This window comes from Dactylosporangium sp. CS-047395, assembly GCF_050942185.1.
Classification (GTDB): Bacteria; Actinomycetota; Actinomycetes; order Mycobacteriales; family Micromonosporaceae; genus Dactylosporangium.
On record NZ_CP192015.1, the window covers coordinates 5,717,905 to 5,734,181 of the forward strand.

The 16,277-nt window shown below is 72.0% G+C and carries 10 protein-coding genes; 8 read left to right on the plus strand and 2 right to left on the minus strand.

The annotated features are described in order from the left end of the window. Window positions 1-229 precede the first annotated feature (229 nt). Both ACQP00_RS26925 and ACQP00_RS26930 read left to right on the plus strand, forming a co-directional pair. On the plus strand, window positions 230-5,791 hold the full coding sequence (locus ACQP00_RS26925; protein WP_433199409.1) for a carboxyl transferase domain-containing protein: 5,562 nt from the start codon (window positions 230-232) through the stop codon (window positions 5,789-5,791). A 54-nt stretch (window positions 5,792-5,845) separates the two neighbouring features. Next, window positions 5,846-6,916 (plus strand): DUF4037 domain-containing protein, encoded by a 1,071-nt coding sequence (locus tag ACQP00_RS26930; RefSeq protein ID WP_433199412.1) that lies wholly within the window; start codon window positions 5,846-5,848, stop codon window positions 6,914-6,916. A 71-nt stretch (window positions 6,917-6,987) separates the two neighbouring features. On the opposite strand, the gene ACQP00_RS26935 is transcribed toward ACQP00_RS26930, so the two are convergent. Further along, window positions 6,988-7,932: a L,D-transpeptidase family protein gene (locus ACQP00_RS26935; RefSeq protein WP_433199415.1), complete on the minus strand. Its 945-nt coding sequence runs from the start codon at window positions 7,930-7,932 to the stop codon at window positions 6,988-6,990. 19 nt (window positions 7,933-7,951) lie between these two features. Between ACQP00_RS26935 and ACQP00_RS26940 the strand changes: the two genes are divergently transcribed. The 6 genes from ACQP00_RS26940 (at window position 7,952) to ACQP00_RS26965 (ending at window position 14,785) form a co-directional block, all read left to right on the plus strand. Further along, on the plus strand, window positions 7,952-8,701 hold the full coding sequence (locus ACQP00_RS26940; RefSeq protein ID WP_433199418.1) for a M15 family metallopeptidase: 750 nt from the start codon (window positions 7,952-7,954) through the stop codon (window positions 8,699-8,701). Window positions 8,702-8,756: 55 nt separating this feature from the next. Further along, window positions 8,757-10,298: a PQQ-binding-like beta-propeller repeat protein gene (locus tag ACQP00_RS26945; protein ID WP_433199421.1), complete on the plus strand. Its 1,542-nt coding sequence runs from the start codon at window positions 8,757-8,759 to the stop codon at window positions 10,296-10,298. 112 nt (window positions 10,299-10,410) lie between these two features. Then, window positions 10,411-11,499, plus strand: a complete 1,089-nt coding sequence (locus ACQP00_RS26950; RefSeq protein WP_433199424.1) for a sugar ABC transporter substrate-binding protein — start codon at window positions 10,411-10,413, stop codon at window positions 11,497-11,499. Between the two features lie 43 nt (window positions 11,500-11,542). Beyond that, complete coding sequence (locus tag ACQP00_RS26955) at window positions 11,543-12,307, plus strand: ATP-binding cassette domain-containing protein (protein ID WP_433199427.1); 765 nt, start codon at window positions 11,543-11,545, stop codon at window positions 12,305-12,307. Next, a complete protein-coding gene (locus ACQP00_RS26960; RefSeq protein WP_433199430.1) occupies window positions 12,304-13,557 on the plus strand; it encodes a sugar ABC transporter permease in 1,254 nt (417 codons plus the stop codon). The genes ACQP00_RS26955 and ACQP00_RS26960 overlap by 4 nt, the downstream gene beginning before the upstream one ends. A gap of 40 nt (window positions 13,558-13,597) precedes the next feature. Next, window positions 13,598-14,785 carry an ROK family protein gene (locus ACQP00_RS26965; protein WP_433199433.1) on the plus strand — a complete coding sequence of 396 codons (1,188 nt, stop codon included), beginning with the start codon at window positions 13,598-13,600 and terminating at the stop codon, window positions 14,783-14,785. Window positions 14,786-14,827: 42 nt separating this feature from the next. Here the strand turns inward: ACQP00_RS26965 and ACQP00_RS26970 are convergent, their stop codons facing one another. Then, window positions 14,828-16,150, minus strand: coding sequence for a hypothetical protein (locus ACQP00_RS26970; protein ID WP_433199436.1), 1,323 nt, complete (start codon window positions 16,148-16,150; stop codon window positions 14,828-14,830). Window positions 16,151-16,277 lie beyond the last annotated feature (127 nt).

Sequence of the window (16,277 nt, forward strand, 5' to 3'; positions counted from 1 at the left end):
GCGTGCCGTAAGGCACGCTGCTTAAGGCATCCTAGGACGCTAGGATCTAAGCTCCGATACAAGCAAGAAATGTTGTAGGAACCCCACAAGAGGAGGGGCCTAGGATGCGTCGACAGCCGCATTGGTGTACTCGGCAGTAATCAAGCAGGGTGTAGGCCGGACGCCTCCGCAACACGGGGCGTACGGCACATGTGCGGGCAAGTCGCGGGTCAACCAGGAGGCTCAACCGGTGTTCAGTCGTATCGCCATCGTCAACCGCGGAGAAGCCGCGATGCGGCTCATCCATGCCGTGCGCGACCTGTCCGCCGAAACCGGCACCCGGATCGAGACGGTCGCCCTCTACACCGACGTCGACCGCACCGCGACCTTCGTCCGCGAGGCCGACCTCGCCTACCCGCTCGGCCCCGCCGCCGCCCGCCCGTACCTCAACCACGCCCTCCTCGAACAGGCCCTGCGCGCCACCGAGGCCGACGCCGCCTGGGTCGGCTGGGGCTTCGTCGCCGAGGACCCGGCCTTCGCCGAACTCTGCGACCGGATCGGGATCACGTTCATCGGCCCGTCCGCCGACGCCATGCGCAAACTCGGCGACAAGATCGGCGCCAAGCTCATCGCCGAGGAGGTCGGCGTCCCCGTCGCCCCGTGGAGCCGCGGCGAGGTCGCCACCCTCGACGACGCCCTGGCCGCCGGGGACCGCATCGGCTACCCGCTCATGCTCAAGGCCACCGCCGGCGGCGGCGGGCGCGGCATCCGCAAGGTCGAGAACGGCGCCGAGCTCGCCGACGCCTACGAACGCACCAGCGCCGAGGCCCTGCGGGCGTTCGGCTCCGGCATCGTCTTCCTCGAACGCCTCGTCACCGGCGCCCGCCACGTCGAGGTCCAGGTCATCGCCGACGGGCAGGGCACCGCCTGGGCCCTCGGCGTGCGCGACTGCTCCGTCCAGCGCCGCAACCAGAAGATCATCGAGGAGTCGGCGTCGCCGGTCCTCGGACCCGAGCAGACCGCCGAGCTCAAGGGGGCCGCCGAACGCCTCGCCCTCGCCGTGGGCTACCGCGGCGCCGGTACCGTCGAATTCCTCTACCACCCCACCGAGAAACTCTTCGCCTTCCTCGAGGTCAACACCCGCCTGCAGGTCGAGCACCCGATCACCGAGATCACCACCGGCACCGACCTCGTCAAACTGCAGATCCACGTCGCCTCCGGCGGCAAGCTCGACGGGGAACGCCCCGCCGAACTCGGCCACGCCGTCGAGGCCCGGCTCAACGCCGAGGACCCCGACCGCGACTTCGCCCCCGCCCCCGGCCGGATCTCCCGGCTCGTGCTGCCCGCCGGGCCCGGCATCCGCGTCGACTCCGGCGTCGGCGAGGGCGACAGCATCCCCTCCGACTTCGACTCCATGATCGCCAAGATCATCGCGTACGGGCGGGACCGTGACGAGGCCCTCGGCCGGCTGCGCCGCGCCATGGCCGAAACCACCGTCATCATCGACGGCGGCGCCACCAACAAGAGCTTCGTCATCGACCTGCTCGACCAGCCCGAAGTCATCGACGCCACCGCCGACACCGGCTGGATCGACCGCGTCCGCGCCGAAGGCCGCCTCGTCAACCACCGCCACTCCGCGATCGCCCTCGCCGCCGCCGCCATCGAGGCCTACCAGGACGAAGAGGAGATCGCCCGCGGCCGGCTGCTCACCACCGCCCACGGCGGCCGCCCCCAGGTCCAGCACGAATCCGGCCGCCCCCTCGACCTCAAACTCCGCGGCGCCGGCTACCGCGTCGCCGTCGCCCGCGTCGGACCCACCCGCTACCGCGTCGGCATCACCGCCGGCGCCGACACCCACCCCGCCGACGTCGAACTCGAACGCTTCGACGAACACCGCGGCCAGATCACCGTCAACGGCCGCCGCTTCCGGCTCGTCTCCGCCACCCACGGCCCCATCCACTCCATCGAGGTCGACGGCGTCACCCACCGCATCAGCCGCGACGAAGGCGGCGTCGTACGCTCCCCCGCACCCGCCCTCGTCGTCGCCACCCCCCTCGCCGTCGGCGACGAGGTCGAAGCCGGCGCCCCCATCCTCGTGCTGGAAAGCATGAAGATGGAGACCGCGCTGCGCGCCCCGTTCCGCGCCCGGGTCCGCGAACTGCCCGTCGCCGTCGGCAGCCAGGTCGAAACCGGCGCACCCCTCATGCGCCTCGAACCCCTCGGCGACGACGACGACCAGGCCGCCGACAGCCCCGCCGGCGCCGCCGTCGACATCGACCTGCCACCCGAGGACACCGCCGCCACCGTCACCGAACGCCTCGCCGCCGGCCTCGCCGACCTGCGCGCCCTGCTGCTCGGCTTCGACACCGACCCGCACGACCGCGGCCGCACCCTCGCCCGCTACCTGCAGGCCCGCGGCGAGAACGGCGCCCGCCCCGCCCCCGGCGAGGTCGAACTGCTCACCGTCTTCGCCGACCTCGCCGAACTGACCCGCAACACCCCCGGCGGCGAGATCGGCGGCGAACCCAACACCGCCGTGCACTCCCCCCGCGAATACTTCCACCGCTACCTCGGCAGCCTCGACGTCGAACGCGCCGGCGTCCCCGCCACCTTCCAGGCCCGCCTCACCAAGGTCCTCGCCCACTACGGCATCGACAGCCTCGACCGGACCCCCGAACTCGAAGCCGCCGTCTTCCGGATCTTCCTCGCCCAGCAGCGCACCGCCACCGACGTCGCCATCGTCTCCGAACTGCTGCGCCAATGGCTCGCCGGCCCGCTGCCCGTCGAAGCGCTCGCCGAACCCGCCGGCCTCACCCTCGAACACCTCATCGAAGCCACCCAGGTCCGCTTCCCGGCCGTGTCCGACCTCGCCCGCGGCATCGTCTTCCGCTGGTTCGCCCAGCCGCTGCTGCGCCGCAACCGCGCCGAGGTGTACGTCACCGTCCGCACCCACCTGCGCCACCTCGACCGCCACCCAGACGCCGCCGACCGCGCCGACCGCATCCAGTACATGGTCGCCAGCGCCGAACCCCTCGTCCGCCTCATCGGCCAGCGCATCGGCCGCCCCGGCCGCGACCACGCACCCCTGCTCGAAGTCCTCACCCGCCGCTACTACGGCAACCGCGGACTGGCCAACGTCGCCGCCCAGGACACCGCCGGCGGCCGGTTCGTCACCGCCGACCACGCCGGGCGGACCGGGCGCACCCGCGTCGTCACCACCGCCGTCGACATCGCCACCCTGCCCGCCGCCCTCGACACCGTCGCCGCGTTCGCGACCGAGCACGCCGAGCACGGTTTCGCCACCACACCGGGCGACGGGCCGCAGACCCGAGGATCCGACGGTACCGACGCAGCCGCCTTTGATCGTGGCGTGGTCGCCGACATCTATGTCGCGTGGGAGGACCAGCCCGACGCCGCCACCATCGGCGACCGGCTCGGCGCCCTCCTCGCCGCCCACCCGCAGCCCACCGGCGTGCGGCGCGTCACGATCACCGTCGCCGGCACCACCGGCGCCGTCATGCACCACCACTTCACGTTCCGCCCCGACGGCGGCACCTTCGCCGAGGACCGCCTCATCCGCGGCCTGCACCCGCAGATCGCCAACCGCCTGCAGCTCTACCGGCTGCGCGAGTTCGACCTCACCCGCCTCCCGTCCGCGGACGAGGAGATCTACCTGTTCAAGGCCGTCGCCAAGACCAACCCCGCCGACGAACGCCTCATCGCCATGGGCCAGGTCCGCGACCTCACCGCCCTGCGCGAAGCTGACGGCCGCCTCGTCGCCCTCCCCGCCCTCGAGGACATCACCACCGGCTGCCTCGACGCGATCCGCAACATCCAGGCCCAGCGGCCCCAGAACAAGCGCTTCGACACCAACCGGATCATGATGTACGTCTGGCCGGCGACCGAACTGACCCAAGACGAAATCGAGACCGTCGTCCAGCGGCTCCTGCCCACCACCGCCGGCGCCGGCCTCGAAGAGGTCCAGTTCCTCGCCCGCCAGCGCAACGCCGCAGGTGAACTGTCCGAGGTCGCCGTCCGCATCGCCCTGGACCCCGGCCACGGCGCCACCCTCACCGTCGACAAACCCTCCACCGAACCCGTCCAGCCGCTCGACGACTACCGGCAGAAAGTGCTCCGGGCGGCACGGCGTGGCAACGTGTACCCGTACGAGCTCACCGGCCTGCTCGCCGGACCGGGCGGCAGCTTCACCGAACACGACCTCGACCAGCACGGCGTCCTCGTGCCCGTGCAACGCCCCAAGGGCCGCAACAGCGCCGCGATCATCGCCGGCGTCGTGTCGACCCCGACCCCCCGCCACCCCGAAGGCGTCACCCGCGTCGTGCTCCTCGGCGACCCCACCAAGGCCCTCGGCGCCCTGTCCGAACCCGAATGCAGCCGCGTCATCGCCGCCCTCGACCTCGCCGAACAGCTCCACGTGCCGCTCGAATGGTTCGCGCTGTCGGCCGGCGCCCGCATCTCCATGTCCTCCGGCACCGAGAACATGGACTGGGTCGCCGCCGCCCTCAAACGCATCGTCACCTTCACCCAGGCCGGCGGCGAGATCAACATCGTGGTCACCGGCATCAACGTCGGCGCCCAGCCGTACTGGAACGCCGAAGCGACGATGCTCATGCACACCAAGGGCATCCTCGTCATGACCCCCGACTCCGCCATGGTCCTCACCGGCAAACAGGCCCTGGACTTCTCCGGCGGCGTCTCCGCCGAGGACAACTACGGCATCGGCGGCTACGACCGGGTCATGGGCCCCAACGGCCAGGCCCAGTACTGGGCCCCGAACCTCCCCGGCGCCCGCGACGTGCTCATGGCCCACTACGACCACACCTACATCGTCCCCGGCGAACCCGGCCCCCGCCGCGCCCCGACCAGCGACCCCGCCGACCGCGACGTGTCGCCGTTCCCGCACACCGTCGCCGGCAGCGACTTCACCACCGTCGGCCAGATCTTCTCCACGGCCCACAACCCGGACCGCAAGAAGGCCTTCGACATCCGCACCGTCATGCGCGCCCTCGCCGACCAGGACCACCCCGTCCTCGAACGCTGGGCCGGCATGGCCGACGCCGACACCGCCGTCGTCACCGACGCCCGCCTCGGCGGCTGGCCCGTCTGCCTCGTCGGCATCGAATCCCGCTCCGTGCCCCGCACCGGCTTCCCGCCCACCGACGGCCCCGACACCTACACCGCCGGCACCCTCTTCCCCCGCTCCTCCAAGAAGGTCGCCCGCGCCATCAACGCCGCCTCCGGCAACCGGCCCCTCGTCGTGCTGGCCAACCTGTCCGGCTTCGACGGCTCCCCCGAGTCGATGCGCAAACTCCAGCTCGAGTACGGCGCCGAAATCGGCCGCGCCATCGTCAACTTCGACGGCCCGATCGTCTTCTGCGTCATCTCCCGCTACCACGGCGGCGCGTTCGTCGTGTTCTCCAAGGCCCTCAACCCCAACATGACCGTCCTGGCCCTCGAAGGCTCGTTCGCGTCGGTCCTCGGCGGCGCCCCCGCCGCCGCGGTCGTCTTCGCCGGCGAGGTCAACAACCGCACCAGCACCGACCCGCGCGTCACCGACCTCCAGGCACAGGTGTCGGCCGCATCGGGCGCCGCACGGGCAGCCCTCAACGCCCGCTTGGCAGAAGTGCAGTCGTCGGTACGGGCTGAGATGCTCGGCGCCGTCGCCAGCGAATTCGACCGCGTCCACAGCATCCAGCGCGCCGTCGAGGTCGGCTCGGTCGACGCCATCATCAGCGCCGCCCAGCTGCGCCCCGCCATCATCGAGGCGGTCTCCCGCGGCCTGAAGCAGTAGCTTTCCGGGAAAGGCGGTCGGCTCTTCCGGGGCCGGCCGCCTACCCTGTCGCGGGTGGCGCCTACCTTCGTACCCGGACTGCAGCTCTGCCGCGACTTCTACGAGCAGGGCGTGCGGCCCCTCCTCGGGTCCGTCCCGCACGCGGCCGCCCGCATCGGCCCCGGCTCCGAGGTGCTCGGCTTCGACACCGCACGCTCCGCCGACCACGACTGGGGCCCCCGGCTCGACCTGTTCGTCGACCCGGCCACAGTCGACCCGGCGGCCCTGTCGGCGCTGCTCAGCGAACGGCTGCCACGGGAGATCCACGGCTGGCCGACCAGCTTCGAACCGCCCGAAGGCCGCATCCGCGTCATGGCCGCGACCACCACCGGCCCCGTCCACCACCGGGTCGTCATCACCGACGTCGCCACCTGGTCCCGGGAACACCTCGGCTTCGACGCCCGGTCCGCCGTCACCGACACCGACTGGCTGGCCACCCCGACCCAGAGACTCGCCGAAGCGACCGCCGGCGCGGTGTACCACGACGACCTGGGCGAGCTCACCGCGCTGCGAACCAACCTCGCCTGGTACCCGGAGCCGCTGTGGAAGCGCATCCTCGCCGCGCAGTGGATCCGCATCGCCCAGGAGGAGGCGTTCGTCGGCCGCGCCGCGGAAATGGACGACGACCTCGGCAGCCGGATCACCGCCGCCCGCCTCAGCCGCGACGTGATGCGGCTGTGCCTGCTGCTGGCCCGCCGCTACCCCCCGTACACCAAATGGCTCGGCACCGCCTTCGCCGCACTGCCCGACAGCGCCCCGATCGGCGACGCCCTCGCCGAGGCGCTGGCGGCCACGGACGCGCAGGACCGGCAGTCGGCGCTGTGCGACGCCTACGAGGCCGTGGGTGCCTGGCAGAACCGGCTGCGCCTGACCTACCCGGTGAACGCGAGCCGCCGGCCGTACTTCGACCGCCCCTTCCCCGTCATCGACGCGGCCCGGTTCGCGGAGGCCCTGGCGCCGGGCGTGTCGCGGGTCGGGGCGATCGACCAGTTCGTCGACAACACGGACGTGCTCGTCCAGCCCGGGCTCACCCGGGGGCTGGCGGCCGCGGTGTATCCGGTCCCCGGACGGGACCCTGCCGCGTAGCGGCCGGTTCTTCTGGCGTGGCTCCGCCACGCTCCCTAGCGCGTCCTAGGATGCTAGGAACCGACCGTGGATCAGTAGCGGCCGAGCCAGGCCGTGGGCGCCATCACGATGCGCGGGTTCGCGGACGGGTCCAGCCAGCGCAGGACCGCCGTGAGGTCGGACTGGGCCAGGCTCACGCATCCGAGGGTGCTGTTCCCGTTCGACTGGTGCAGGAAGATCCCGCTGCCGCGGCCGGGTGTGGCCGGCATGTTGTAGCGGATCACCGCGAAGTGCGTGTACTGCGGGCTGATCTCCCACAGCGCCTCGCTCGGCCCGCCCGGGTTCGGGCCGTGGCTGAACGTGTTGTACCCCGGCGAGTCGCTGTTCTCGTTCCACCAGTCGTCCGGCCCGACCTGGTGGTAGCGGTAGCGCACGCCCGGGTCGGCGGCGATCCCGTACATGGTGCCGTCGATCGCGAACATCCCCGCCGGCGTGGTCCGGTCGCCTTCCCGCTTCGCGTCGCTGAACCCTTTCGAGCCCAGCCGCGCCGCCATCGGGCCGAGGGCGGGCTGCCAGGCACCGGCCGACTTCGCGTACGCCTGCAGGGTCGCGGTCGTCGCCGACACGCCCGCCGACTGCACGATCACGACCTGGGTCGTGTTCGCGGGCAGCGACTTGAGCTTGGCCGCGTCGTTGGCCGGGGTCTGTTCCTTGCCCGGCGTCCCGCCACCACCGCCGTTGCCGGGAGGCTTCGGCGGCGCACCCGTGGTCGGGTGGGTCGCCGCCGTCGTCGGAGCGGCCACCCCGGCCGGCGAGGACGGGGCCGCGACGGCGGAAGCCGGATCGGAACCTGACGCCGTGACCGGCTGTGACGCGGGCACCCCCGAGGCCGGCGCCGCCGTGGCGTCCGGGTCCGCGCCGCCGCACCCGGCCAGGGCCGCGATCAGCAGTGCGGGAAGCGCCTGAAAGGCAAGGAGGCGGACAATTCGGCGCGTCCGGGGGAAGGGGAACACGTGTTCGGGCTGCTCGTCCGGCACACCACATAGTATCGAGCCCATGCCCGCAACGTTCCCGACAAATCCGGCAACACGCCGGATTGCCGCACTCATCGTTGCCGTAGGGCTGTTCGCCGGGGCGTGCGGCGGGGACCCGGTCACCACGCCCGCCTCCGCGACGACGTCGAGCGCGGCGAGCGGGCGGGCCGATGCGAGCACCGGGAGTACACCAGAAGCGGAAACGATCCCGGAGGACTCGATCGAGGTGCTCCCGGCCGCGCTGCGCACCACGATGACCGGGGTGTCGTGGCGGCCCGGGTGCCCCGTGAGCCTCGACGACCTGCGGCTCGTGCAGGTGTCGTATGTGGACTTCGACGGGAAGCTGCAGGCCGGGCAGCTGGTCGTGCACAAGGCGATCGCCGAGGCCGCCCTGCGCGTGTTCCAGCAGCTGCGCGCGGCCCGGTTCCCGATCCGGAGCATGCACCTGATCGAGCAGTACGGCGGCAGTGACGACGCGTCGATGGCCGCCGACAACACGTCGGCGTTCAACTGCCGCAACGTGCCGAACACGAGTCACTGGTCGAACCACGCGTACGGGCGGGCGATCGACGTCAACACCGTGGAGAACCCGTACCTGCCGAAGGGGCAGGTCATGCCGCCGGCCGGGAAGGCGTTCCTGGACCGCGGGAACGTGCGGCCGGGCATGATCGTCGCCGGGGACGCGACCGTGAAGGCGTTTCGGGCGCAGGGGTTCGTCTGGGGCGGGGCCTGGAAGAACGGCACCGACTACCAGCACTTCGAGAAAGCATAATCCGCTTCGCGTCACAATGCGGCGCGCCGAGATCACCGTCGCCATACTGTCCGGCATGGAATCGCGGATGGGCGTGTTCCGGCTGCTGATCGCCGGGATGCTCGTGCTGATCGTCGGCGGCGTGGCCACCACGGCCTGGGCGCTGCGGCGGGCCGAGACCCTGGCCGAGCCGGGCGCCGAGAGCCAGGCCGCCAGCGCCGGCCCGTCCGTGCCGCCGTCCGCGTCCGGCTCGCCCGCCCCGCCGCCGTTCGCCGGCTGGTCCGACCCGGCGCTGGTCGGCAAGCCGTACGGCACGAAAGTCAACGGCCTGCTCACGTTCCGTGGCAACCCGACCCGCACGTACTACGGCGAGGGCCCGGTGCCCCGCACGACCCCGGTGCAGCGCTGGCAGTTCCCGAAGAGCGGCGGGCTGTGCGCGATGTCGTCGGACAAGGGCGAGACCCGCGAGTGGTGCGGCACCGGCTGGACCGGCCAGCCCGCCGTGTTCGAGCGGGACGGGCGGACCTGGGTGGTGTTCGGCGCGTACGACCGCAGCATCCACTTCCTCGACGCCGCCACCGGCGAGCGGATCCTGCCGGACTTCAAGACCGGCGACATCATCAAAGGCAGCGTCACCGTCGACCCCGACGGGTTCCCGCTGCTCTACTCCGGGTCCCGCGACGGCTACTACCGGGTCATCGCCATGGACCGGGCCACCCCGACCGAGCTGTGGAAGCTCTCCGCCGACGCGGTGAAACCGACGCTGTGGAACGACGACTGGGACAGCTCCGGGCTCATCATCGACGACTACCTGTTCGAGGGCGGCGAGAACAGCCAGTTCCACGTCGTGAAGCTCAACCGCGGATACGGGCCGGACGGCAAGGTCACCGTCGCGCCGCAGCTGGTGTGGCACACGCCCGGCTGGGACGAGCAGCTGCTCAAGGACGCCGGCGACAACAACGTGTCGATCGAGAACTCGGTCGCCGTGTTCCGCGACACCGTGTACTTCGCCAACTCCGGCGGCCTCGTGCAGGGCTGGGACCTCTCCGGGCTGAAGGCGGGCAAGGAGCCGACGCGCACGTTCCGGTTCTGGACCGGCGACGACACCGACGCGTCGGTCGTGGTGGACGCCGACGGCTTCCTGTACGTCGGCTCCGAGTACGAGAAGGGCAACGCCCGCTCCAAGGAGGTCGGGCAGATGCTCAAGCTCGACCCGTCCAAACCGGACAATCCCGTGGTGTGGGCGGTCAAGGACACCGCCGGACAGCGGCCGGGCGGGGTCTGGGGCACGCCGGCGCTGTACCGCGACATCGCCGTCTACGACACGGCCGGCGGCGACGTGCTGGGCATCGACCGGGCCAGCGGCGCGGTGCGGTGGCGCTTCCACCTGCCCGGCGGCGAGACCTGGCAGTCGCCGGTCATCGTGGACGATACGCTGTTCATGGGCGACTGCTCGGGCGTGATGCACGCCTACGACGTGAGCGACACGCACGCCGATCCGCGGCTATTGTGGGAGCTCAAGATCGGTGGCTGCATCGAGGCGACGCCCGCGGTGTGGAAGGGCTCGCTGTATTTCGGCACGCGCGCCGGTGCCGTGCACGCCCTGTCCGCCGGGTAGCGCCGCCGGTACCGCAGAAGGTATTGCGCAATTGTTACGGGCCGCGACTGGTCTCGGTGAACGGCACGCCATACGTTCCCCGACACGACAATCAGCCGAAAGGACCCGAGCAATGCGCAGAGGGATCCTGTCCCTGCTGGCCACCGGCGCCCTCGTCGCGAGCGGGACCGCCGCCTGCACCGCGAACGTGTCCGGGACCGGCGGGCACGGGGGCAAGCCGCGCATCGGGGTCATCCTGCCCGACAGCAAGTCCTCGGCGCGGTGGGAGACCGCCGACCGCAAGTACCTGGCCGCGGCGTTCAAGGCGGCCGGCGTCGACTACGAGATCCAGAACGCGCAGAACGACAAGAGCGCCTTCACCACCCTCGCCGAGCAGATGATCACGCAGGGCGTCGACGTGCTCATGATCGTGAACCTGGACTCCGGGACCGGCAAGGCGGTGCTGGACAAGGCCCGCAACGCCGGCGTCGCCACGATCGACTACGACCGGCTGACGCTGGGCGGCTCCGCGCGGTACTACGTCTCGTTCGACAACACCGCCGTCGGCACGCTGCAGGGCCAGGGCCTGGTCCGCTGCCTCGCCGACGCCAAGATCGACCGGCCGGTGGTCGCCGAGCTCAACGGCTCCCAGACCGACAACAACTCGACGCTGTTCAAGGAGGGCTACGACAACGTGCTCAAGCCGAAGTTCGACTCCGGCGAGTACGTGAAGGGCCCCGACCAGTGGATCGAGGAGTGGGACAACACCCGCGCCGGCACCGCCTTCGAGCAGATGATGACCGCCCAGCCCAACATCGGCGGGGTCATCGCGGCCAACGACGGCCTCGCCAACGCCGCCATCAACGTGCTCAAGAAGCAGGGCCTCAACGGCCACATCCCGGTCACCGGCCAGGACGCCACCGCGCAGGGCCTGCAGAACATCCTCAACGGCGACCAGTGCATGACCGTCTACAAGGACGTCCGGCGGGAGGCCGCGGCGGCCGCGAAACTCGCCATCGCGCTGGCCAAGGGTGAGACGGGCGTCACCACGACCAAGGTGTACGACCGGGTCGGCAAGCGCGACGTCGACGCCATCCTGCTCGATCCCAAGGCGATCACCAGGGACAACGTCCGGGCCGTCATCGACGACGGCTACGTGTCGGCCGACGAGGTCTGTACGCCGGACTTCGCCGCGAAATGCGCCGCGGCAGGTATCAAGTAAGGTACCGGTCTCGCCTGGGGAGCCGGCGGCCTGAAGGAGCAACGTGACCGAACGACCCTTGCTGGAGATCCGGGGGCTCAGCAAGAGCTTCGGACCGGTCCAGGTGCTGCGCGACGTGGACTTCCAGGTCCACGCCGGACAGGTCACCGCCCTCGTCGGCGACAACGGGGCCGGCAAGTCCACGCTGGTCAAGTGCGTCGGCGGGATCTACTCGATCGACGCCGGGGAGTACCTGTTCGACGGCCGGCCGGTCTCCGTGCACGGGCCCCGCGACGCCGCCGCCCTCGGCGTGGAGATCGTCTACCAGGACCTGGCGCTGTGCGACAACCTCGACATCGTGCAGAACATGTTCCTCGGCCGGGAGATCCGCCGCGGCCTGGTGCTGGACGACATCACCATGGAGCAGAAGGCCGCCGACACCCTCGCCAGCCTGTCGGTGCGCACCGTGGCGTCGGTCCGCCAGCCGGTCTCGAGCCTGTCCGGCGGGCAGCGGCAGACGGTGGCGATCGCCAAGGCCGTCCTGTGGAACAACCGGATCGTGATCCTCGACGAGCCCAACGCCGCGCTCGGCGTCGCCCAGACCGCGCAGGTCCTCGAGCTCGTGCGCCGGCTGGCCGACAACGGCCTCGCGGTCGTGCTCATCTCGCACAACATGAACGACGTGTTCGCCGTCGCCGACCGCATCGCCGCGCTGTACCTCGGGCAGATGGCTGCCCAGGTGCGCGCGACCGACGTGACCCACTCCCAGGTCGTCGAGCTCATCACCACCGGCCGCAGCGGCACGCTCGGCCTAGGAGCGAACGTATGAGCCTCTCGTTGCTGGAGGAGCGGGCCGGCGGGCATCCGTCGTCGGGGCTCGGGGCGTACACCCGGGACTATCTGGCGAAAGTGCGCGGGGGCAACATGGGTGCCCTGCCCGCCGTGCTGGGCCTGCTGGCCCTCGTGGTGGCGTTCTCCGTGGCCCGGCCCGAGTTCGTCACCGCCGGCAACCTCGCCAACCTGCTGCACCAGGGCGCGGCCGTCACCGTGATCGCCATGGGGCTGGTCTTCGTGCTCCTGCTGGGCGAGATCGACCTGTCGGCCGGGTTCGCCAGCGGCGTCTGCGCCTCCGTCCTGGCCGTCTTACTGACGAACTTCGGGCTTCCGTGGTACGTCGCTGTGCTCGGCGCCATCGCCACCGGAGCCGTCATCGGGCTCGTGATCGGCCTGCTCGTCGCCAAGCTGGGGATCCCGTCGTTCGTGGTGACCCTCGCCGCGTTCCTGGCCTTCCAGGGTGCCGTGCTGCTGCTCATGAAGGGCGGCACGATCGTCGCCGTCGACGACCCGACGATCAAGAAGATCAATTTCGACGGGCGTTTCACGCCACTGCAGGGCTGGATTCTGTACGGCGTGACGATCGCCGGCATGCTCGCCCTGCACCTGTGGAAGCGCTCCAGCCGGGTCCGTCACGGCCTGACCGCCGATCCCATCTCGGTGATCGCGCTGCGGGTGCTCACGGTCGCCGTCCTGCTCGGCGCGGCCGTGTGGACGCTGAACCTGGAGCGCTCCAAGAACGACGCCATCTCCCAGCGCGGCGTGCCGATGGTGGTGGCGATCCTGGGGCTGCTGCTGTGGCTGTGCACGTTCGTACTCAACCGCACCACGTTCGGCCGGCACGTCTACGCCGTCGGCGGCAACCGCGAGGCGTCCCGGCGGGCCGGCATCCACGTGGACGCGATCCGCATCGCCGTGTTCGTCATCTGCTCCACGATGGCCGCGGTCGGCGGGATCGTGGCCGCGTCCCGCGACGCCTCCGTCAACCCGAACACCGGCGGCAGCAACGTGCTGCTCTACGCCGTCGGCGCCGCGGTCATCGGCGGCACCAGCCTCTTCGGCGGCAAGGGCCGGGTCCTCAACGCGGTGCTGGGCGGCGCGGTCGTGGCCGTCATCGAGAACGGGATGGGCCTGATGGAATACAGCTCCGGCACGAAGTACGTCGTCACCGGCGTGGTCCTGCTGCTCGCCGCCGGCATCGACGCGCTGACCCGAAGGCGGGCGGCCGCGGCGGGCCTGCGCTGAGTAGTCTGCTGACCGCGACCACCATCGAAGAAAGCCGAGCATGCGCGTTGGCCCCAGCCAGGAGGAGATCCGGCGGAGCAACCTCGGAGCACTCCTGCGCTCCGTGCACCTCCACGGCGCGATGTCCCGCGCCGACCTCACGACGAGCCTGGGCCTCAACCGCAGCACCATCGGCGCGCTGACCGCCGACCTCGCCGCCGCCGGCCTGGTCAGCGAGGGCGTCCCCCGCGAGCAGCGGGGCCGCGCCGGCCGCCCGTCGCTGGTCGTGCGGCCCGAGTCGGAGAAGGTCTGCGTCTTCGCCTTCGCCGTGGAGGTCGACCGCATCGTCGCCGCCCGGGTCGGCCTCGGCGGCGTCCTGCTCGACCGCTTCGAGGCGGCCCGCCCGCGCGGCGAGCACGACGCCGCCACCGTCATCGCCCCGATCGCCGACTTCGTGCGCAAGATGCGGCAGACCGCCCCGGCCGGCGCCCGCCTCATCGGCTCCGGCGCCGCCGTGTCGGCCATGGTCCGCCGCGACGACGGCTTCGTGCGCCTCGGCCCCCAGCTCGGCTGGGCCGACCAGCCCCTCGGCGAGGCGCTGCGCGCCCTGGTCGGCGACGGCCGCGCGGTCGCGGTCCGCAACAACGCCGACCTGGCGGCCCTGGCCGAACACACACGCGGCGCGGCGGCGGGCTGCGACAACCTCGTCTACCTCTACGGCGATGCCGGCGTCGGCGGCGGCATCATCGCGGCCGGCCGTCCGGTGACCGGCCACGGCGGGTACGGCGGCGAGGTCGGCCACATGGTCGTCAACCCCAACGGCAAACCGTGCAGCTGCGGCTCCCACGGCTGCTGGGAGACCGAGATCGGCGAGCACGCCCTGCTGACCGCGGCGGGCCGCAACGCGACCGCGGGCCGCGACGGCATCCTGGCGGTCGTCGACGCCGCCTCCCGCGGCGACAACACCGCGCAGGCGGCGATGCGGCAGGTCGGCGACTGGCTCGGCTTCGGCGTGGCCAACCTGGTCAACATCTTCAACCCCGAGATGGTCATCTTCGGCGGGACGCTGCGGGAGGTGTACCTCGCGTCGGCGGCCCAGGTCCGGTCCCGGCTGAACCGCAACGGCCTGCCGGCGTGCCGGGAGCATGTGCGGCTGCGTACGCCGCAGCTCGGTCAGGACGCGGCGCTGCTGGGGGCGGCGGAGCTCGCGTTCGAGCCGCTCTTCGCCGACCCGCTCGACTCTGCTTGAACGAAATGTCGGGCTTCGTACCTCAGCCGCGACATTTCGGACTTATACCCCGACGGGGGATCTGCCGGTTTTTGCGCGGACCAGCACGCTGAGGGAGATCAACGCCAGCACCGCGGCGGCGGCACCGGCGGCGGTCCCGACGGCCGGCGCGGCCACCAGCAGCGGCAGGGTGCGGACGGCGATCGCGCTGCCCAGGGCCCGCGTGGAGGCGCTCCACGCGAGGACCGTCGTCACCGTGCCGGGCCTGGCCGCCTGGGCGAGCCGGGCGTCCATGCCGCCCTCGAACGCGGTCAGGCTCAGCCCGGACAGGAACTGGGCCACGAACAGCCCGGCCAGGTGCGCCGGGGCGAGCAGCCAGCCGATCAGCATGCCGACCCCCCACAGCGGCCAGGTGACCGCGGCCGGCAGCCGGAGCCGCCCGACCCGGTCGACGGCCCACGAGGACAGCAGACAGCCGGCACTGAACGCGGCGGCGGCCCCGGCGACGGCGTGCTGGCCGTGCAGCTCGGTCGCGAGGGCCACGGACAGCAGCGTCGGCCCGGCGGCGAGCAGCGTGATCCCGCCCCCGGCCACGAGCACGGGCAGCGGCACCCGCACGCCCCGGGCCTCGTGCTCGGCGCGCCGTCGTTCAACCCTGCTTTGGTACGCCCCGGCAGGCGGCCGCGGCGGCGGCACGTTCCGCGCGGTCCGGGCCCGGCGGGCGGTGAGCATGGTCGGCAAAAGGCTGAGCCCGTACACCGCGAAGACCACCGCGAGCGACGCGGTGTGCAACGGCAGCAGGGCCGCGACCCCGGCCCCGGCCGCCTCGACCGCAGCGATCGACAGCGCGTAGCGGGTCATCGCCCGCGGCCGCGCGTCGACGGCGGCGACCTCGGCCCGCATCGCCGCGAACCCCGTGTACGCCGCGATGTGCATGACTGCCACGCCGGCCGCGATGACGGTGGCGTCCACCCCGTGCAGCAGCGCCGCGAGGGTGGCCACCCGCAGGACGGCCTCGGTGCAGCCGGCGAGCAGCAGCAACATACGCCCGTGCAACCGCCGCGCCAGCCGCCCCACGACGGGCGCGGACAGCACGACGCCGAGCAGCATTGCCGAGTTGAACAATGCGGCCATGGCGAGCCCGCCACGCTGGGTGGCGATCAGGTTGAACAGCGTCCAGCCCAGCGACAGCCCGAACGAGTCGACGACGCCGGAGACGAGCAGCTCGCGCAGCCGCCCGGCCCGGCGACGACCCCCGGAGTGCTCGGCCCGACGACGACCGGGCACATGACCGGCGCCCGCCGGCGCAGCGCTTGCGTGTGCAACGCCGCCCGCATGCCCGGCGCCGCCCGCGTGCCCCACGCTGCTCGCGACTTCGGCGCTCACGTGCTCAGCGCTCACGTGCTCAGGGCTCGCGTATGCGGGCCCGCGGCCGGGTGCGTGCTCGGTCGGGCGCCGGCCGCCCGCGCTCTCGGTGCGGTGGCGCGACCGGTGCGGTGCCGCCGCATCGGTC